Source organism: Mycobacterium sp. SMC-13 (assembly GCF_045311035.1).
In the GTDB taxonomy this organism is placed as follows: Bacteria; Actinomycetota; Actinomycetes; order Mycobacteriales; family Mycobacteriaceae; genus Mycobacterium.
Genome location: NZ_JBJIAI010000001.1, coordinates 507,355 through 526,791, shown reverse-complemented (window position 1 = coordinate 526,791; position 19,437 = coordinate 507,355). Strand labels below are relative to the sequence as shown.

Below are 19,437 nucleotides of genomic sequence, written 5' to 3'. Positions count from 1 at the left end.
CCGTCATGTCGAAATCGCCGTCGAAATCGCCTCCCCCAGGCGTTCTGCCAGTGCTCGGACATTCGTGATGTCCGACGAACCGATCCGGACTCCCGTCTCAGCTTCGATACGGGTCCGCAGTTCCAGCGCCCCGAGCGAATCGAGGCCGTACTCGGCCAACGGACGGTCGGGATCGACAGATCGCCTAAGTATCATAGACATAGCGTCGGTGATCAGGCGCCTCAGACGAGCCGGCCGCTCCTCCTCCGACAGGGCGTGGAACTCCGCGAGGAATTCGCTGGTGCCCGCCCCGCCCCGCCCGATGTTGGCGAATGACTCCGCAAACTTGCTGGCCTGAGCGAAAGCCACCAGCCAGTCGGCCCCGGCCACCGGCGCGTAGCCGGCGTAGGCGCGGTCGTGGCGGATGATCGCGTCGAACGCGTAGGCGCCGTCCTCCGGATCGATCGCCATGGCCTCGTCGGCCGCCATGCCCTGCCCGGCGCCGATCTTGGCCCAGGCACCCCAGGCGATGACCGTCGCCGCCAGCCCCTGCGCGCGGCGCCACTGGGTGAACGCGTCCAGCCAGCTGTTCGCCGCCGCGTACGCACCCTGTCCGGGCGAGCCCACCATGGCGGCAGCCGACGAGAACGAGCAGAACCAGTCCAGCTCGGACCCGGCCGTCGCCTCGTGCAGGTGCCACGCGCCGTACACCTTCGGCGCCCAGTCGCGTTCGATCAGCTCGTCGGTGATGTTCGGCAACGTCGCGTCCTCGACCACCGCGGCGCCGTGCAGCACGCCGCGCAGCGGCTTGCCGGTCGACTCGGCCGCGGCGACCAGACGCGCGGCGGTGTCGGCGGCTGCGATGTCACCCAGCACCACCTCGACCTCGGCGCCCTTGCTCCGGACGGCCTCGATGGCCTTCGCGGTCGCCGCACTCGGCTCCGAACGCGCGTTCAGCACGATGCGTCCGCAACCACCCGCGGCCAGTTTGTCGGCCAGGAACAGGCCCAGGCCACTCAGACCGCCGGTGACGATGTAGGAGCCGTCGGCCCGGTACACGGGAGCGTGCTCGGGCGACAGCACGGCCTCGAACTCCCCGGTGTGCGGGATGTCGAGCACGAGCTTGCCGGTGTGGCCCGCCGCGCCCATCACGCGGATGGCGGTGGCGGCCTCGGCCAGCGGGTAGTGCGTGGTGTCCGGCACCGGCAGCACACCGTCGGCGATCTGCCCGAAGATCGTCTCGAGCATGCCGCGCGTGATGTCGGGGTTGGTCAGCGTCAGCAGCGCCAGGTCGAGCGCGTAGAACGACAGGTTCCGGCGGAACGGGAACAGGCCCATCCGGGTGTCGCCGTAGATGTCGCGCTTACCGATCTCGACGAACCGGCCACCGAAGGTCAGCAGCTCGACACCGGCCTTCTGCGCCGCACCGGGCAGCGAGTTCAGCACGACGTCGACGCCGTAGCCGTCGGTGTCGCGACGAATCTCCTCGGCGAAGGCGGTGCTGCGCGAGTCGTAGACATGCTGGATTCCCCAGCTGCGCAACAGGTTTCGACGGTCTTCGCTACCGGCGGTGGCGTAGATGTCGGCGCCCGCGGCCCGCGCGATGGCGATGGCGGCCTGGCCCACACCACCGGTGGCGGAGTGGATCAGCACCTTGTCGCCGGCCTGGATACGGGCCAGGTTGTGCAGGCCGTACCACGCGGTGGCGTGCGCACTGGGCACCGCCGCCGCGCTGCCCTCGGGCAGGTCGTCCGGAATCTTCACGGCCAGGTTGGCGTCGCAGGTCACGAACGTCTTCCAGGCACCGGTCAGCGAGATGCCCGCGACCCGGTCGCCGATCTGATGATCGGTGACACCCGGGCCGACCGCGGTGACCACACCGGCGAAGTCCGCGCCCGGCTGCGGCAGCCGGCCCTCGAAGCTCGGGTACCGGCCGTAGGCGACCAGCACGTCGGCGAAGTTGAGGTTGGACGCCGCGACCGACACCTCGATCTGGCCCGGTCCCGGAGCGACGCGCTCGTACGCCGCCAGCTCCGCCGACGACAGGTCACCCGGGGTCCGGATCTGCAGCTGCACGCCGTCGGTCTCGGGCCGCACGACGGTGGTGCGACGTTCCTCGGGCTGCAGCTGGCTCAGGTTCAGGCGGCCGGTGTACCACTCGCCCGACCGCCAGGCCGTCTCGTCCTCTTCGGAGCCGGACAGCAGTTCGGCGGCGACGTGCGCCACGTCGGCCTGCACGTCGAGGTCGATCTGCGTCGGCCGCATCGCCGGGTACTCCATGCCGATGGCCCGGATGAAGCCGCGGATGCCGCCCTGCTCCAGGTTGGCCACGTCGCCCGGCGCCACGGTGCGGGCACCGCGGGTGAGCACGTACAGCCGCGCCGGCTGGCCCGGCACGTCCGGCAGACCCCGCACGATGTGCACGAGCTGCTCGACCTGCGCCACGCCACGCTGTGCGGTGGACAGGGACGCCGAGGCCGCCGGGCCGTCGGGGGCACCGGTGACGACGACGACGCCCTTGAACGGCTTGGCCGTCAGCGTCTCCTGCAGCGACTCCAGGTTGGACGCGTGGTCGGCGTCGGCCGGCCACGCCATGGTGGAGACGTCGGCCTCGTCGGACTGCAGCACCTCGGAGAGCTTCTCGGTCAGGCTGTCGGCGTCGGCGGCGGCCGAGATCAGCAGCCAGCGACCCGGATCGACCACGTTGGCGACGGGCGCGTCCTGGCTGCGCCACTCGATGTTCAGCAGTCGCTCGTTGAGCAGCCGCTCGCGCTGGCCCTCCTCGGACACGCCGGTGCCGAGCCGCAGGCCGCTCACGGCCAGCAGCACCGCGCCGTTCTCGTCGAGCACGTCGATGTCGGCTTCGACCGCGGTCGGCGAGAGGCTGACGAGCTTGACGTAGCAGTAGTGCGCGTTGCGGGTCGACTCGTAGGCCCGCAGCTTGCCGACGCCCAGCGGCAGCATCAGCGCGCCGGTGGTGTCGCCGTGCAGATCGGGATGCGCGGCCACCGCCTGGAAGCAGGCGTCGAGCAGTGCGGGGTGCACGGTGTAGGCGCTCTGCTGCGACCGGATGGCACCGGGCAGCGCGACGGCGGCGAGCACCGTGGTGCCCGCGGTCGTGTGCGCCGCGGTCAGACCGGAGAACGCCGGGCCGTACTGGATGCCCCGCTCGGCGAACCAGGCACGCAGGTCACCACCGTCGACGTCTTCGGTGTGGGCGGCGACCAGCTTGGCCAGGTTGTAGCTCGGCCGGGAGGCGTCGTCTTCGATGGCGTGCAGCGTCGCGGCCGCACGGCGCACCTGCTCGCCGTCCTGGTAGGTCTCGACCAGGAAGTCGATGTCGCCCGACGGGACGGCGGTGGCAACCGCCGACACGGCGGTCTCCTCCTCGAGCAGCAGCATGGCCTCGAACGACACGTTGCGGACCTCGGAGGCCTCGCCCAGCACCTCGCGGGCCGCGCCGAGCGCCATCTCGCAGTACGCCGCACCCGGGAGCGCCGCGACGTTGTGCACCTGGTGGTCACCCAGCCAGGGCTGCACGCCGGTACCCACGTCGGACTGCCAGACGTGCCGCTCGGGCTCCTCCGGCAGCCGCACGTGTGCGCCGAGCAGCGGGTGCACCGCCAGTGACGCACCGCCGGGGGCCTGCTCGTGCGGATCACGCGTGAGGATCAGGTGGTTGCGGGTCCAGGTCGGCAGCGGTACGTCGACCAGCACGCCGTCCGGGTAGATCACCGAGAAGTCGATGGCGGCACCGGCGGTGTGCAGATCGGCGACGACGTCGCGCAGACCGTTCGGCACGTCCTGTTCGCGACGCATCGCGGCGAGGGCGGCGATGCCGATGTCCTGGTGCGCGGCGTTCTGGTTGACCGCGTGCACCAGCAGCGGGTGCGGGGCCAGCTCGATGAACACCCGGAAGCCGTCGTCGAGCGCGGCCTGCACGGCCGCACCGAAGCGCACGGTGTGGCGCAGGTTGTCGACCCAGTAGTCCGCGTCGTAGTCCGCGGGGTCGCGCGGGTCGTACTGCGTGGCCGAGTAGTACGGCACCGCCGGCTCGTCGGGCTCGAGGTCCTCGAGGGCTTCGGCGAGCTCGTCGAGGATCGGGTCGACCTGCGGGGTGTGCGACGCGACGTCGACGGCGACCTCGCGGGCCATCACGCCACGCTCGTCCCATTCCTTGACCAAGGCGCGGATGGCGTCCTTGTCACCACCGACGACGGTCGACTGCGGCGAGGCGACGACGGCGAGCACGACGTCGCTGACGCCGCGGGCGCCCAGCTCGGAGAGCACCTGCTGGGCGGGCAGCTCCACCGAGGCCATGGCGCCGGAGCCCGACACCTTGAGCATCAGGTTCGACCGGCGGCAGATCACCTTCACGCCGTCTTCGAGCGACAGGGCGCCGGAGACGACGGCGGCTGCGGACTCACCCATCGAGTGGCCGATGACCGCGCCGGGCTGCACACCGTAGGACCGCAGCGTGGCGGCCAGCGCCACCTGGATCGCGAACACGGCGGGCTGGATACGGTCGATGCCGGTCACCGTCTCACCGGCGGTGATGGCCTCGGTGATCGAGAAGCCCGACTCCGCCTCGATGAGCGGTTCGATCTCGGCGATGGCGGCCGCGAATGCGGGCTCGGCCGCCAGCAGGCCGGCGCCCATGGCCGCCCACTGCGAACCCTGACCCGAGAACACCCACACCGGGCCGCGGTCACCCTTACCGGCCGCGGCCTGGTACGGGGTCTCGCTGTCGGCGACGTCGCGGAGCGCCTGGATCAGGCCGGCGGCGTCCTCGGCGAGGACGGCAGCGCGCACCGGCCGGTGGGCGCGGCGACGCGCGAGTGTGTAGGCGGTGTCGGCCAGGTCGAGGGCCTCGCCCTGGGCGGCGGCCCACTCGGCCAGTTTGCCGGCGGTGCGGCGCAGCTCCTCGGCCGAGGTGGACGACACGGGGAACAGCAGTTTGCCGCCGAGCCCCTGTCCTTCGGACCCGACGACGCGCGGCGACGACTCGGCCGGCGCCTGCTCGACGACGGCGTGCACGTTGGTGCCGGACAGGCCGTAGGCGGACACGGCGGCGCGGCGCGGGTGGTCGGCGGTAGCCGGCCACGGCACGAGGTCCGTCGGCACGAACAGCCCGGTGTCGATGGCCGCCATCTCGGCGGGCATCTCGTTGAAGTAGAGGTTCTTCGGCACCACGCCGTGCTGCAGGGCCAGGACGGTCTTCAACAGACCGACCGCACCCGACGCCGACTGCGCATGCCCGACGTTGGTCTTGACCGAGCCCAGCACGACGGGCCCCTGCTTGCCGTAAACCGTTGCCAGACTTGAGTATTCGATCGGGTCACCGACGGGAGTTCCGGTGCCGTGCGCCTCGATGTAGCCGACGGTGGCGGGATCGATGGCGGCGAGGTCCAGCGCGCGCCGGTAGACGGCGACCTGGGCGTCCGCGCCCGGGGTCGCGATGTTGACCGTGTGGCCGTCCTGGTTGCTCGCCGTGCCGCGGATGACCGCGAGGACGCGGTCGCCGTCGCGCTGGGCGTCGTCCAGGCGCTTCAGCATGAACATGACCGACGCCTCGGCGGAGACGAAGCCGTCGGCGGCGACGTCGAAGGCGTGGCAGTGGCCGGTCGGCGACAGCATGCCCTGGGCCGAACCCGAGGACATCTTGCGCGGCTCCAGCATGATCGACACACCGCCGGCGAGGGCGGCGTCGCTCTCGCCGTCGTGCAGGCTGCGGCACGCGTTGTGGATGGCGAGCAGGCTGGACGAACAGGCCGAGTCGACCGTGTACGACGGGCCGTGCGCGCCGAGGTGGTACGAGACGCGCCCCGAGGCCAGGCTGAAGTTGTTGCCGGTGAAGCCGTACGGGCCCTCGATGGCGTGGGCGTCGGCGGCCAGCAGCTGGTAGTCGCCGTGGGTCATGCCCACGAAGACGCCGGTGAGCGAGCCGGCCAGGGTGGCCGGATCGATGCCCGCGTGTTCCACGGCCTCCCAGGAGGTTTCGAGGATCAGGCGGTGCTGCGGGTCGATCGCGGTGGCTTCGCGGTCGCTGATGTTGAAGAAGTCGGCGTCGAAGCCGGCAACGTCGTCGAGGAAACCGCCCCACTTGGAGACCGACCGGCCGGGCACGCCGGGCTCCGGGTCGTAGTACTCCTCGGCGTCCCACCGTTCCAGCGGAACTTTGGTAACCAGGTCGTCACCGCGCAGCAGGGCTTCCCACAGCTCGTCCGGCGAGCTGATGCCGCCGGGAAGCCGGCATGCCATGCCGATGATCGCGACGGGTGTCGTCGGTGACCCACCCACTTAGCTACCGCCTCTCCGTGCAGTCCGGCCGGACTCCGACACACCGTGCCGGGTGGCTTTGCAGACCGCGCTCAAAATCTCTGCGAAATCGTCTTTGCCGCGTTAAACAAACTGGCTCGAAATCCTACCGGGTCAAATTAACTGATCCGCCGATTCGGGGCTACCCGTTTCGGTCGAATCGCTACCAGGCGACCGTCAGCAGCGGATATCCGCAGCACACTCGCTGCGGAAGGCCCAACCCGCCCGGCGCGCCGTTGCGCAGGGGTTTGGTTCGGAGCCATTTCGAACCAGCCACGGGGCGGAAGCATAGCGGTCCGTAGCGAACATCGTTCACCCCAGCACCGCGCCCGCACAGGACCTGCGGCAGCACAAATGTTTGCGCGGATATGGTTATTGAAATTCGAGCAACGCAGCGAAAATCGTAGAACTACAGGCTGCGGCCATAAAATCGTATTGTCGGCAATGGTCGATACGCATGGTACGAAATATCTACTGTGACGAACTCCGCTCGATACGGGCAAAAAATCAACATGCCGGACATCTGCGCGTATTCGAAAGTCCGGTGCACAGGGCGGTCCGCATCGCTTCCGATGCGGACGCATATCTCGCGCGCGCAAACTCCGTCAGCCCGCAACCGGAGCTGGATCGGCGTATGGCGCACCGAACTCCGTGACCCGGCAGAAGCCGTTGCTGCGCGCCTGCGCCGCGCCGTACCGCACCATTGCCGCGAGCGCCACGAAACCCGCCTGATCGGCCAGCATCAGCGGCGTCAGCAGGCGGTTGTGCACGAAGCCGAAAGCCAGACCGCGGTCCGGATCCGCCCATCCGAGCGACCCGCCGAGGCCGACGTGCCCGAACCCCGGCATGACACCCGGGAACGGCACGCCGTGATACCCGAGGTTGAAATCCATGGGCAGGCCGAGGCCCAGGTCGGGGAAAACGCTGCCGGTCCCCCGCAGCTGCGCCACCGTGCCCGCGGACAGGAACCGCAGCCCGTCGATCTGGCCGCCGTTGGCCATCGCGCCGTACACGCGTCCCAGTGATCGAGCCGTGGCCACGCCGTTGGCGCCCGGCATCTCGGCATCCAGCAAGGGTGTGTCGCCCTGCGCCATGGACCGCATGCCGGTGAAGTACATCGAGCCGAAGCCGCCCGAGAACGGCAACCTCGCCACGTGCGGCGCCACCGCGTCGAACAGCGGATTGCGGATGCGGAACTGCGGGCCGATGATCTGCGCGGGCTGCGTGGGCGCATCCGCGGCCGGGCGGCCGAGATGCAGACCGTCGGTGCCGAGCGGCTCCGCGAGCTCGGTGCGGAACAGCTCCCGCATGCTCTGACCGGTGACCGCGCGGGCCAGGCCGGACAACAGCCAGCCGTAGGTGATGGCGTGGTACGCCGGACGCCCCTTCATCCAGCTCATCGGAGCCGCGGCCAGCCGCGGCTCCATGAGGCGGTGGTCCATGAGCTCGTCGCGCGTGGCGCCGTTCAGCTGCGACAGCCCGGCGCGGTGCCGCATCAGCTCCCGCACCGTCACGCCGGCCTTGCCCTTGGCCCCGAAGGCCGGCCAGTACTCGGCGACGGGCGCGTCGTATTCGATCAGGCCCCGGTCGGCCAGTCGGTGGATGACGGTCGAGGCCAACCCCTTGGTCGCCGAGAACACCATGGCGCCGGTGTCGGCGTCCCACGGCCGGTGGCCCCACCGGTCGGCCCACCCCGTCCACACGTCGACGACGGGAACACCGTCGAGGTAGACCGAGAGGGCGCCGCCACCCAGATATCGGCTGGGGAACAGGGCGGAAAACGCCCGCACCACAGCTGCGAAGTTGGGGTCAGCGGCACCGTGGACGCCCTGCGGAAGAGGTCCGCCGGCGGACCGGAGAGGCGCGACGTTGCGCTCCCGGCGAATAGCGTTGGTCATTACCAAATGATGACGTGCGCCTGCCGCAGATCATCTCCGACGTTATCAATCTGTTAGCTAAATAGTCTGGATACACAGGTTCGGCGTGTCCGGTATACCCACTTCAAGATCGCACTTACGCCGGCGTAACCGCTTGCCGAGCAAGCGTTCTGATGGCGAACTCAGTGGTCAAAGTGCCTGCCTGGAGAAAAGTCAGGTAGCCGGAAACACCGGATCGCATTTTTGTCCGCATGTCGGGCCGGCCACGGCACCGCGCCGAAATTGGTTTCGCCAGCGGTCGGCCGGAATACCCGTGGGGCCGATTCCCCTATTACGCCGGCAAACCCTTCGGCAATCCCGGGCGGGCGCGGCCGGAGTCAATTCGCGAGGTCGATGATGCGCTGTGCCGCCAGCGCCGGCGTCAACTCACCCTCGCGCACCTGGCGTTCCACCTCGTCGCGATTGGCCTTGACGGCGGGATTCGACAGCACCCGGTCCAGCACCGTGTCACGCACCATGGTCCACGTCCAGTCGACCTGCTGGGCCCGACGCCGGGCCTCGAATTCGCCTGCCGCACTCAATGTTTCACGATGCTTGAGCACGGTGTCCCACATCGCCGCCAGACCGTCGCCGGTCAGTGCGCTCATGGTCAGCACCGGCGGCCGCCACAACGTGTCGCGCGGATAGATCAACCGGATCGCCCCGGACAGTTCCCGCGCCGCGGCCTTGGCCTCGACGGCGTGCTCGCCGTCGGCCTTGTTGACCACGATGACGTCGGCGAGCTCCAACACGCCCTTCTTGATGCCCTGCAACTGGTCACCGGTGCGGGCCAGCGTCAGGAAGACGAAGGTGTCGACCATGTTGGCCACCGTCACCTCCGACTGGCCGACGCCGACGGTCTCGACCAGGACCACGTCGTAGCCGGCCGCCTCCAGCAGCACGATGGTCTCGCGGGTGGCCTTGGCCACCCCGCCGAGCGTGCCCGACGTCGGCGACGGGCGGATGTAGGCCTCCGGCTGCACGGCCAGCTGCGCCATCCGGGTCTTGTCGCCGAGGATCGAACCGCCGGTGCGGGTCGACGACGGGTCGACGGCCAGCACCGCGACGCGGTGGCCCCGCTCGATGAGGTGCATGCCGAGCGCTTCGATCGTCGTCGACTTGCCGACGCCGGGGACGCCGGTGATGCCGACGTGCAGCGCACTGCCGGCCTCCGGGGTCAGTTCGAGCAGCAACTGCTGCGCGGCATCACGGTGGTCGGCCCGGGTGGACTCGACCAGCGTGATGGCACGCGACAGCGCCGCCCGGTCGCCGGCCCGGATCCTGGCAGCGAGTTCGGGCACCGGGGTCGTCATGCCCGCCACCTCAGAGCTTGTAACCCAGCCGCTCGGCGAGCTTGCCCAACAGGCCGATCGCGGCGTCGGCGATCACCGTCCCGGGCGGGAAGATCGCCGCGGCGCCCGCCTCGTACAGCTCGTCGAAGTCGCCCGGCGGGATCACGCCGCCGACCACGACCATGATGTCCGGACGCCCCACCTCGGCCAGTGCGTCGCGCAGCGCGGGCACCAGCGTGAGGTGACCCGCCGCCAGCGACGACACCCCGACCACGTGCACGTCGTTGTCCGCCGCCTGCCGCGCCACCTCGTCGGGCGTGGAGAACAGCGAGCCGACGTCCACGTCGAAGCCGATGTCGGCGAACGCGGTGGCGATGACCTTCTGGCCGCGGTCGTGGCCGTCCTGGCCCATCTTGGCCACCAGGATGCGGGGGCGGCGGCCGTCGGCCTCGGCGAACTTCTCGACCAATTCGGTTGCGGTGCTCACGTTTCCGGTCTTCCCCACCTCGTCGCGGTAGACGCCGGCGATGGTGCGGATCTCGGCCTGGTGCCGGCCGTACACCTTCTCCAGCGCGTCGGAGATCTCACCGACGGTGGCCTTGGCGCGGGCCGCGTTGATGGCCAGCGCCATCAGGTTGTTGCCCAGTCCGTCCTCGCCTGCCGAACCGGATTCGCCTGCGGCGCGGGTCAATTCGGCCAGTGCCGCCTGCGTCGCGGCCTCGTCGCGGTCGGCCCGCAGCTGCTCGAGCTTGGCCAGCTGTTCGGCCCGCACCCGGCTGTTCTCGACCTTGAGGACCTCGATCTCCTGGTCCTCGTCCACCTGGTACTTGTTGACGCCGATCACCGTCTGGGCGCCGGAGTCGATGCGGGCCTGGGTACGTGCGGCGGCCTCTTCGATGCGCAGCTTCGGGATGCCCTCGCCGATGGCCTGCGCCATGCCGCCGTGCTCGGCGACCTCCTTGATGTGCGCACGGGCCTTCTCGGCGAGCTGGTGGGTGAGCCACTCGACGTAGTACGAGCCGCCCCACGGGTCGATGGGCCGCGTGGTGCCCGACTCCTGCTGCAGCAGCAGCTGGGTGTTGCGCGCGATGCGGGCCGAGAAGTCGGTGGGCAGCGCCAGCGCCTCGTCGAGGGCGTTGGTGTGCAGCGACTGCGTGTGGCCCTGCGTGGCGGCCATGGCCTCGATACAGGTGCGCGCGACGTTGTTGAACGGGTCCTGCGCCGTCAGCGACCAGCCCGAGGTCTGCGAGTGCGTGCGCAGCGACAGCGACTTCTCGCTCTTGGGGCTGAACTCGGCGACCAACTCGCTCCACAGCAGACGGCCGGCGCGCAGCTTGGCCACCTCCATGAAGAAGTTCATGCCGATGCCCCAGAAGAAGGACAGCCGCGGCGCGAACTTGTCGATGTCCAGGCCCGCGTCGAGGCCGGCCTTGATGTACTCGACACCGTCGGCCAGCGTGTACGCCAGCTCCAAATCCGCTGTGGCCCCGGCCTCTTGGATGTGGTAGCCCGAGATGGAGATCGAGTTGAACTTCGGCATCTTGGTACTGGTGTAGCCGAAGATGTCCGAGATGATCCGCATCGACGCCTTCGGCGGATAGATGTAGGTGTTGCGGACCATGAACTCTTTGAGGATGTCGTTCTGGATGGTCCCGGCCAGCTTCTCCGGCGGCACACCCTGTTCCTCGGCGGCCACGACGTAGAGCGCGAGGATCGGCAGCACGGCACCGTTCATCGTCATCGAGACGCTGACGCTGCCCAGGTCGATACCGTCGAACAGCTGGCGCATGTCGAGGATCGAATCGATTGCCACACCGGCCATTCCGACGTCACCCTGGACGCGCGGGTGGTCCGAGTCGTAGCCACGGTGGGTGGCGAGGTCGAACGCGACCGACAGGCCCTTCTGGCCGGCGGCCAGGTTGCGGCGGTAGAACGCGTTCGACTCGGCGGCGGTGGAGAACCCGGCGTACTGACGGATGGTCCACGGCTGGTTCACGTACATGGTCGGGTACGGCCCGCGGATGAACGGCGGGGTGCCCGGGAAGCTGTCCAGCGGATAACCGGCCGCGGCGACGGCGTCACGGTCTTCGGCGATGTACATCGGCTTGACGTCGATGCCCTCGGGCGTCGACCAGGTGAGCTGCTCCGCGGTGTAGCCGTGCGCCTGCGCGGCGTCGGCGACGTGGGCGTCAACGGCGCTGGAGGACGGCGCTACCGGGCTTTCTCCGTGCAGCGGGACGTCGGCGAAACTACCGATGGTGGTCACGTCAGAAGCGGTCATTGTCATGCCCCCAATCGGGTGAGCAGGGTCGAAAGCGCTTCGACGGCATCGATTTTCATGGTCAGGTATTCGTCGGGCTTGTCGGTCGCGTCCGCGACGGCCTTCTCCGGCCCGGCCAGGTACACGTGCGCGACGCCGGCCGCGCGGGCGGCCTTGACGACATCGCTCGCCTCGTCGGCGTACCGGGCGTCGGTGCCGCAGACCACCGCGGCCACCTGGCCCGCGGCCGCCGCCGCGACACCCGCGGCGTCGACGGTGCCGGGGTTGACGGCCTCGATGCCGCCGGAAGCCAGCAGGTTCGCGGCGAACGTGGTGCGGATGTTGTGCTCGGCGAGCGGGCCGACCGGCAGCAGCACGGCCTGCGGTCGCTTGCCGGTCTTGGCCAGGTACGCATCGGAACGGTTGCGCAGCGCTTCGAAAGCCGCGGCGTAGCGCACCACGCCGGGGAACGAATCCGTCTGTGCGAGCGGGCTTTCCGCGAGGTTCGGGAATTCGTTGACGCCGGTGAGCGCCGTGCGCCGGTGTGCGATGTCGTCGGCGCGACGGGCCGCGACCTCGGCGATCTGGGCGCTCAACTGATCACGGGCCGCGACGAAACCGCCCAGCGACTCCAGCTCCTGGAACTTCGCCCAGGCCCGCTGCGCCAGCTGGTCGGTGAGGTCCTCGACGAACCACGAGCCGCCCGACGGGTCGACGACGCGACCCAGGTGCGACTCCTCGAGCAGCAGCAACTGGGTGTTGCGCGCCATGCGGCGGCTGAAAGTGACTGCCGTGCCGGGCAATCCACCGTCGATGGCGGCGTCGAACGTCTCGACCAGCACGGTGTCGGCGCCACCGACGCCGGCGGCGAACGCGGCGAGGGTGGTGCGCAGCATGTTCACCCACGGGTCACGCTGCGACATCATGGCCTTCGAGGTGACGGCGTGGATGGTCGCGGCGCCGGCGTCCGGTGCGCCGACGACCTCCGCCACGCGGGCCCAAAGCCGGCGCGCCGCACGGAGTTTGGCGATGGTGGCGAACTGGTCGTCGTCGGCGGCGAAGCGGAAGCTGAGCTGCCGCAGCGCGTCGGCGGCCGACAGTCCGCTCTCGGTGAGCAGACGCAGGTACGCCACACCGGCGGCGATGGCGCCCGCCAGCTCCAGCGAGGCACTCGCGCCGAGGTTGTGCAGCGCGGCGGCGTCGACCGTGACGGCGCGCACTCCCCCGTCGTACTCGGTCAGTTTCGCGGCGGTGGCGACGACGTCGGCGTCGGTCGCGGCAGCGCGGCCGGACAGCGGCGCGGTCAGCGGGTCGGCACCCAGGTCGATCGACAGCCGGGCACGCTGGTCGGCGTCGAACGGCTTGACCAGCGTGAGCAGCTGGTCAGCGGCGGCCGCCAGGTCGGCACCGGCATCCAGGAGCACCGGAACCAGATCCAGGAAGACGCCCTCGAATACGCGGTCGAGCTGGTCGACGGGCACGCCGCCCGAACCGACCCGGACCTCGAGGGCGCTCGTGCCGTCGGTCAGGGCGAGCAGGATGGCACCGTTGACCGTGGCGACGTCGGCATCGCTGGCGATCGGGAAGGATTCGGCCACCTTCCAGCCGGCGAGCACGTCGCGGTGGGCGTCACCGCCGCGGGTGAACGGCCAGTGTCCGGGCAGCGCGGGCTCGGCCAAGCCGTCCAGGCTGGTGTAGAGCGGACGGACCGGGAAACCGTCGTACGTGGGTGAATCGAGCAAACGCTCGGGTTCGGCAGGCAGATCCTCGACAGCCTTGCGCGTGCTCTTGGCGAGCACACCGGCGACGTTCTCTTGCCACCGCGCGTAGCGGTCCCGAACGGTGGACGCGTCGACAGTCACCGGCGACTCCCAATCTTTCGGCCATCAGACATCTGGCACTGCATGCAGAAATGCCTATCACACTTGATTTTCAGGCTAAATCACGCAGGTCGCTACTACCCAGTAGCTCCACCGCACACCGGTTGCGCATACCCCGGACAGCGACGGGTCAGGGCGCTCGAACGTCGCATGGGCCCGCTCCTGACAGCGATGATCGGGCGGTCAACCCGTACCCTTGGAACACGTGAACTCCGTTGTCAGCGCGCTGCGCACGGTCCTGTCCGCCGTGCAGGCCACTGCGGCACAGATGCCGCTGCGACGGGCCGTGGGCATCGGGGCGGCAATTGTGATTCTTGTCGCAATCGCCATCTGGGTGCCGTTGCCCAACGCGGTGCAGATGCGCGACTGGGCGGCCGCCGCCGGGCCGTGGTTCCCGCTGGCGTTCCTGCTCGCGCACACCGTCGTCACGGTGCTGCCGTTCCCGCGCACCGCGTTCACCCTCGCCGCAGGCCTGCTGTTCGGCTCCGCCCTCGGCGTCACACTGGCCGTCATTGCCAGCACGCTGAGCGCGTTGATCGCGCTCTGGCTGGTGCGCGTGCTCGGCTGGCAGTTGAGCAAGCTGTCGCACAAGCACATCGACAGCCTCGACGCGCGACTCAAGGAACGCGGCTGGGCGGCGATCCTGTCGATGCGCATGATCCCGGCGGTGCCGTTCTCGGTGCTCAACTACGCCGCCGGGGCCTCATCGGTCCGGGTGGTGCCGTACGCATTCGCGACGTTCTTCGGGCTGCTGCCCGGTACCGCGGCCGTCGTCATCCTGGGCGACGCCCTCACCGGACAGATCCGGCCGTCGCTGCTGGTCGTGTCGGCCTGCACCGCGACCATCGGGATCTGCGGGCTGATCTACGAGATCCGGCTGCACCGCCGCGCCCACGCCGCGCAGCACCCGGTCGACGCGCACAGCTGACTACGACTCGCGCTCGGGCAGACCCTTCGCCGTCATCGCGGTGAACAGCGCCAGGAACAGCACGGCCGGCGCCGCGTTCACCGGCTTGTCGTGGGCCCTGATGTGTGCGCCGACGGCCAGCGTGAAGTACAGCGCCAGCATCGCGGTGGTCAGCCGGGCCAGGGCCGAATTACGTTGTCCGGCAAGCAGGCCCACGGCAGCCGCCGCCTTGGAGCCGACGAGGATCCACCGGTACTCCAGCGGGAAGTGCACGCCGTTCAGGGCCTTCTCGATGGGTGCGACGGGCACGGCACACGCCGCCGCGTCGCCGGCCATCAGAAGCGCCAGCGCGGTGTAGGTGCGGCGGGACGTCAACAGGCTCATGGTCACCTCGAGTGCTGCCCGGCGGGCGGGTCGATTTCGGGGAACGGACGCGCCTCGAGCGGCTGCGTCGGCGGGGCCGGGGGCACCGGCACCGACGGGACGCCGTAGCCGGGCTGCTGCACCGGCGTGCGGGCCTCGGCTTCCGCCTTTGCCACCGCCTGCGCGATCGCCGGATCGGTCTGGGTGGAGAACCAGTCGGCGACCTCGTCGTCGTCATCCTTGGCGGGGGCCTCGTCGACCGGCGACGGCGTGTAGCGGAACACGCCGTCCTCCCCCGGGGCGCCGAGCAGCTTGGTGAAACCCTGTAGCGCCGAACCGAAGTCGCTGGGCACCACCCACACCTTGTTGGCCTCGCCCTTGGCCATCTGCGGCAGCGTCTGCAGGTACTGGTAGGCCAGCAGCTCGGGCGTCGGCCGGCCGGCCTTGATGGCCGCGAACGTCTTCTCGATGGCCTTGGCCTGGCCCTGCGCGTTCAGGTACTGGGCGGCCCGCTCACCCTGCGCGCGCAGGATGCGCGACTGCCGGTCTGCCTCGGCGGCCAGGATCGCCGCCTGCTTCGCACCCTCGGCCGCCAGAATCTGTGACTGCTTCTGCCCCTCCGCCTGCTTGATGGACGCCTCCCGGGCGCCCTCGGCGGTCAGGATCATGGCGCGCTTCTCGCGGTCGGCGCGCATCTGCTTCTCCATCGAGTCCTGGATCGACGGCGGCGGGTCGATGCTGCGCAGCTCGACGCGCGCGACGCGCAGACCCCACCGGCCGGTGGCCTCGTCGAGCACGCCGCGCAGCTGGGCGTTGATCTGGTCACGCGAGGTCAGCGTCTGCTCCAGCGTCATGCCGCCGACGACGTTGCGCAGCGTCGTGGTGGTCAGCTGCTCGACGCCGACGATGTAGTTGCTGATCTGGTACACCGCGGCCTGCGGGCTGGTCACCTGGAAGTAGACGACGGTGTCGATGTTGACCGTCAGGTTGTCCTCGGTGATCACCGGCTGCGGCGGGAACGACACGACGCGCTCACGCAGATCCACCCGGGCCCGGATCTTGTCGATGAACGGCAGCAACAGCGTCAGCTGGCCCGAGACGGTCTTGCTGTAGCGGCCCAGCCGCTCGATGACCGCTGCCTCGGCCTGCGGGATGAGCGCCACCGATTTGACCACCACCACGATGGCAAACGCCACCAGGATCAGCAGAAGGACAAGTGCACCAGTCAATTTCAGCTCCCCTTGCGTTCAGATGGCCCGGAAGACCACCGCGGTCGCGCCGTCGATCCGCATCACGGTGACGTGATCGCCGGGTTCGAAGACATCGTCGTCGGCCATCGGGCGCGCCGTCCAGATTTCGCCGTCGAGTTTTACCTGCCCTTCATGGCGGGTCACCCGTTCCAGCACCAGCGCCGACTTGCCTTCCAAGGCCTTCACCGGTTCGGGCAGGCCCGCGGCACCCAGCCGCTTGCGCAGCGCCGGCCGCACCAGGACCAGCAACAGCACCGACACGATGAGGAAGGAGAGACCGTCGGCCCAGATGGGCCAGTCGGTGGCCCAGCTCAGACCTGCCGTCGCGAGGGCACCGCCAGACAGCATGAGCAGGAACATGTCACCGGTCAGCGCTTCGGCACCGGCGAGCCCGATCGCCACGATGAGCCACAGCAACGGCACCGGCATGCGACCAGAGTAGCGCCTTGCAGGCTTAATCGGCCGGAGCGTTTTACACTGCGTGCATCATGTGGTGTCCAAGTGTTTCGCTGACGGTGTGGGCCAATGCCTGGCATGCCGGCCTGGCCGCACCCGACGATGTCCTCGATGCGCTATCGCCGTGGGCACCAAGGCATTCCATTGCCGCTTACGACGCCGTGGCGGCCAGCCGGACGGGGCTGCCGTGGCCCGACCTGACCAACTACGGCGGCGTCACGTTGCTGCAGACGCTGCGGCACGCGGCCGGCGCCGCGCGCTCGGAGCCGGCCCTGAACCTGGTACTGCCCGTACCCGGGGATGTCCGTGGACTGACCCCCGGCACCCAGTTCCAGCAGGACGCCGTCGACATGGGCGAAGCCGTCGTCGTCACCTCCAACTACGGCGAGGCCGTCGGGCTGGTCCCCGATTTCGAATACGAGGACGACACCGACGACGCCGAGGTCAAGGCCCTGTCCTGGACGGTGTACTCGCTGCCCAGCGCTCCCGTGGCCGGCCACTTCGACCTCGGCGAAGAGGAGTACCGCCTGCGCGACGCGGTCCGGTCGGCGGCCGACGCCCTCGGCCGCCTGCGGGCCGAACCCGGTTCGGACATCGAGGATCCGCGCGAGATGGTCGAGCAGCTGCTCGAGGCCGGACACCTGCACAAGCTGCCGGACCACGCCCCCACCCGCGCGGTGCGGGTGCTGGAGACCGCGGCCCACATCGACGCGATCATCACCGTCAGCGCCGGGCTGGCGCCCATCGGCCTGCAGAGCGCATCGGAGATGCAGATCGCCACCGAGGCCATGCGGCCTTTGACCGACATCGTGCGCTCGGCCCGGCTGGCCGCCGTGACGGCCATCCTGCACTCGGCCTGGGAGCGGTAGAACCGGTCAGTCGCCGCAGCACCCCGGCAGGCACGACGCGCCGTTGATGCTGCAGCCGTGCCCGGGCACCGGCTCCGGGCCCTCGACCCGCGCCGGCGCCGCACCCGTGCGCAGTTCGTCGACCAGCGCCGCGGCCAGCCGCGCGTACCGCGGGTCGGCATTGGGAGTTGTGGTGCGCACCAACGTGATTCCCGCCTCGGCCGCCTGCTCGGCGAGCTCGTTGTCGAGGTCCCACACCACCTCGATGTGGTCGGCGACGAATCCGATGGGACACACCACGACAGCTGTGGTGCCCGCGTCCCCGAGCGCGGCGAGATGGTCGGCGACGTCAGGTTCCAACCACGGCACCTGCGGCGGGCCGGACCGTGACTGCCACACCAGGTCGTAGTCGCCCACCCCGACGGCCTGAGCGACCAGACGCGCCGCGTACGCCACCTGCCGGCTGTACAGCCGCGGTCCGTACCGTTCGTCGGCGGCCACCGGTATGGAGTGCGCCGTGAACACCAGGCGCGCGCCCGCAGGCGCGGAATGCAATGCCTGCGAGACGAATTCGGAGTACATCTCGACGAAAAGCGGATGGTCGAAGTACTGCCTCAGCTTCACCAGCTCCGGCGCCTGCGGCCCCGCCGCAGCCCTGCCGCGCGCGATGTCCTCGACATACTGCCGGCAGCTCGAGTAGCCGCCCCACGCCGACGTGGTGAACACCGCTGCCCGGCGAACTCCGTTGTCCCGCATGGCGATGACGGTGTCCTCGACGTACGGCTCCCAGTTACGGTTGCCGAAATACACCGGCAGATCCGGCATCGCCGCCTCGAGCTCCGAGATCAAGGCGCGGTTGATGCCGTTGATCGGCGACACGCCACCGAAATGCAGGTAGTGCTCGGCCACTTCGTCGAGCCGCGCCGGCGGGATGTTGCGTCCGCGGGTGACGTTCTCCAGGAACGGGCGGACGTCGTCGGGACCCTCGGGTCCGCCGAACGACAACAGCAGCAGTGCGTCGAAATCCACGGGTTTGTCCCCTCCTCAGACGCGAAACGGCGTCCCGGCAGTCGAAACCTGCTGGAACGCCGTTTCGGCGGAAAACAAATCGAATCAGAGCAGCTGGGTGCTGGCGCCACCGTCGGCGTAGATGATCGAGCCGGTGGTCGCGGGCAGCCATTCGGACAGCAACGCACAGACGGTCTTGGCGACCGGCGTCGGGTCCTTCATGTTCCAGCCGATCGGCGCGCGCTGGTCCCAGCCCTCTTCGAGCAGCTGCATCTGCTGGCCGGCCTCGTCGCCGAGGGCACCGCCGACGATGGCGCTCATGGCCAGGGTCCGGATGGGGCCTGCCGCAACGAGATTGGAGCGCACGCCGTACTTGCCGGCCTCGCGCGCGACGAACCGGTTGACCGACTCGAGGGCGCTCTTGGCGACCGTCATCCAGTTGTAGGCGGGCATGGCGCGGGTCGGGTCGAAGTCCATGCCGACGATGCCGCCGCCTTCGTTCATGATCGGCAGCAGGGCCTTGGCCAGCGAGGCGTACGAGTAGGCCGAGATGTGGATGCCCTTGGCGACGTCCTCGTAGGGTGCGTCGAAGAACGGGTTGATGCCCATGCCGCTCTGCGGCATGAAGCCGATGGAGTGCACGACGCCGTCGAGCTTGTTGCCCGCGCCGATCACCTCGGTGACGCGCTCACCGAGCGAGGCCAGGTGCTCCTCGTTCTGCACGTCGAGCTCCAGCAGCGGCGCCGGGTTCGGCAGCCGGTCGGCGATGCGCTGGATGAGCTTCATCCGGTCGAAGCCGGTGAGCACCAGCTCGGCGCCCTGTTCCTGGGCGACCTTCGCGATGTGGAACGCGATGGACGAGTCGGTGATGATCCCGGTGACGAGGATCCGCTTGCCTTCGAGCAAACCTGCCATTGTGCTGACTCCTTTAAACGAAAGTTCTGCTAAGCCAAAGAATTC

The 19,437-nt window shown here is 69.5% G+C and carries 12 protein-coding genes; 2 read left to right on the top strand and 10 right to left on the bottom strand.

Translation table 11 applies throughout. The annotated features are described in order from the left end of the window. Nucleotides 1–3: 3 nt before the first annotated feature. The 5 genes from pks2 to mutA all read right to left on the bottom strand — a co-directional run bounded on the left by pks2 (nt 4) and on the right by mutA (nt 13,627). Nucleotides 4–6,279: a sulfolipid-1 biosynthesis phthioceranic/hydroxyphthioceranic acid synthase gene (pks2, locus tag ACJH6I_RS02630; protein WP_406783674.1), complete on the bottom strand. Its 6,276-nt coding sequence runs from the start codon at nt 6,277–6,279 to the stop codon at nt 4–6. A gap of 623 nt (nt 6,280–6,902) precedes the next feature. Then, on the bottom strand, nt 6,903–8,195 hold the full coding sequence (locus ACJH6I_RS02625) for a serine hydrolase domain-containing protein (RefSeq protein WP_406783673.1): 1,293 nt from the start codon (nt 8,193–8,195) through the stop codon (nt 6,903–6,905). A gap of 356 nt (nt 8,196–8,551) precedes the next feature. Next, nucleotides 8,552–9,526, bottom strand: coding sequence for a methylmalonyl Co-A mutase-associated GTPase MeaB (gene meaB, locus ACJH6I_RS02620; protein WP_135355964.1), 975 nt, complete (start codon nt 9,524–9,526; stop codon nt 8,552–8,554). A 10-nt stretch (nt 9,527–9,536) separates the two neighbouring features. Next, nucleotides 9,537–11,786, bottom strand: a complete 2,250-nt coding sequence (scpA, locus tag ACJH6I_RS02615) for a methylmalonyl-CoA mutase (protein ID WP_318984600.1) — start codon at nt 11,784–11,786, stop codon at nt 9,537–9,539. Nucleotides 11,787–11,788: 2 nt separating this feature from the next. Further along, nucleotides 11,789–13,627: a methylmalonyl-CoA mutase small subunit gene (mutA, locus tag ACJH6I_RS02610; RefSeq protein WP_318984599.1), complete on the bottom strand. Its 1,839-nt coding sequence runs from the start codon at nt 13,625–13,627 to the stop codon at nt 11,789–11,791. A 223-nt stretch (nt 13,628–13,850) separates the two neighbouring features. Between mutA and ACJH6I_RS02605 the strand changes: the two genes are divergently transcribed. Next, a complete protein-coding gene (locus ACJH6I_RS02605) occupies nt 13,851–14,573 on the top strand; it encodes a TVP38/TMEM64 family protein (protein ID WP_212811505.1) in 723 nt (240 codons plus the stop codon). Here ACJH6I_RS02605 and ACJH6I_RS02600 read toward each other — a convergent pair whose 3' ends face one another. The 3 genes from ACJH6I_RS02600 to ACJH6I_RS02590 are packed head-to-tail and all read right to left on the bottom strand — an operon-like array spanning nt 14,574 to nt 16,594. Further along, entirely contained in the window at nt 14,574–14,936 is a 363-nt protein-coding gene (locus ACJH6I_RS02600) for a DoxX family protein (protein WP_318984597.1), read from the bottom strand. 2 nt (nt 14,937–14,938) lie between these two features. Beyond that, nucleotides 14,939–16,144: an SPFH domain-containing protein gene (locus ACJH6I_RS02595; RefSeq protein WP_244872557.1), complete on the bottom strand. Its 1,206-nt coding sequence runs from the start codon at nt 16,142–16,144 to the stop codon at nt 14,939–14,941. An 18-nt stretch (nt 16,145–16,162) separates the two neighbouring features. Beyond that, a complete protein-coding gene (locus ACJH6I_RS02590; RefSeq protein WP_020100542.1) occupies nt 16,163–16,594 on the bottom strand; it encodes an NfeD family protein in 432 nt (143 codons plus the stop codon). Between the two features lie 59 nt (nt 16,595–16,653). On the opposite strand from ACJH6I_RS02590, the gene ACJH6I_RS02585 reads away from it, so the two are divergent. Next, nucleotides 16,654–17,490: a hypothetical protein gene (locus tag ACJH6I_RS02585; protein WP_135355961.1), complete on the top strand. Its 837-nt coding sequence runs from the start codon at nt 16,654–16,656 to the stop codon at nt 17,488–17,490. A gap of 6 nt (nt 17,491–17,496) precedes the next feature. On the opposite strand, the gene ACJH6I_RS02580 is transcribed toward ACJH6I_RS02585, so the two are convergent. Together ACJH6I_RS02580 and inhA are read right to left on the bottom strand one after the other, a co-directional pair. Further along, nucleotides 17,497–18,498, bottom strand: coding sequence for a ferrochelatase (locus ACJH6I_RS02580; RefSeq protein WP_406783672.1), 1,002 nt, complete (start codon nt 18,496–18,498; stop codon nt 17,497–17,499). Between the two features lie 84 nt (nt 18,499–18,582). Continuing rightward, nucleotides 18,583–19,392: an NADH-dependent enoyl-ACP reductase InhA gene (gene inhA, locus ACJH6I_RS02575; protein ID WP_061000853.1), complete on the bottom strand. Its 810-nt coding sequence runs from the start codon at nt 19,390–19,392 to the stop codon at nt 18,583–18,585. Nucleotides 19,393–19,437 lie beyond the last annotated feature (45 nt).

Coding starts and splice junctions, on each gene's coding strand:
- ACJH6I_RS02625 (WP_406783673.1), bottom strand. CDS start 8,195: ATGACCAACGCTATTCGCCGGGAGCGCAACGTCGCGCCTCTCCGGTCC.
- ACJH6I_RS02600 (WP_318984597.1), bottom strand. CDS start 14,936: ATGAGCCTGTTGACGTCCCGCCGCACCTACACCGCGCTGGCGCTTCTG.
- ACJH6I_RS02585 (WP_135355961.1), top strand. CDS start 16,654: ATGTGGTGTCCAAGTGTTTCGCTGACGGTGTGGGCCAATGCCTGGCAT.
- meaB (WP_135355964.1), bottom strand. CDS start 9,526: ATGACGACCCCGGTGCCCGAACTCGCTGCCAGGATCCGGGCCGGCGAC.
- ACJH6I_RS02590 (WP_020100542.1), bottom strand. CDS start 16,594: ATGCCGGTGCCGTTGCTGTGGCTCATCGTGGCGATCGGGCTCGCCGGT.
- inhA (WP_061000853.1), bottom strand. CDS start 19,392: ATGGCAGGTTTGCTCGAAGGCAAGCGGATCCTCGTCACCGGGATCATC.
- scpA (WP_318984600.1), bottom strand. CDS start 11,786: ATGACCGCTTCTGACGTGACCACCATCGGTAGTTTCGCCGACGTCCCG.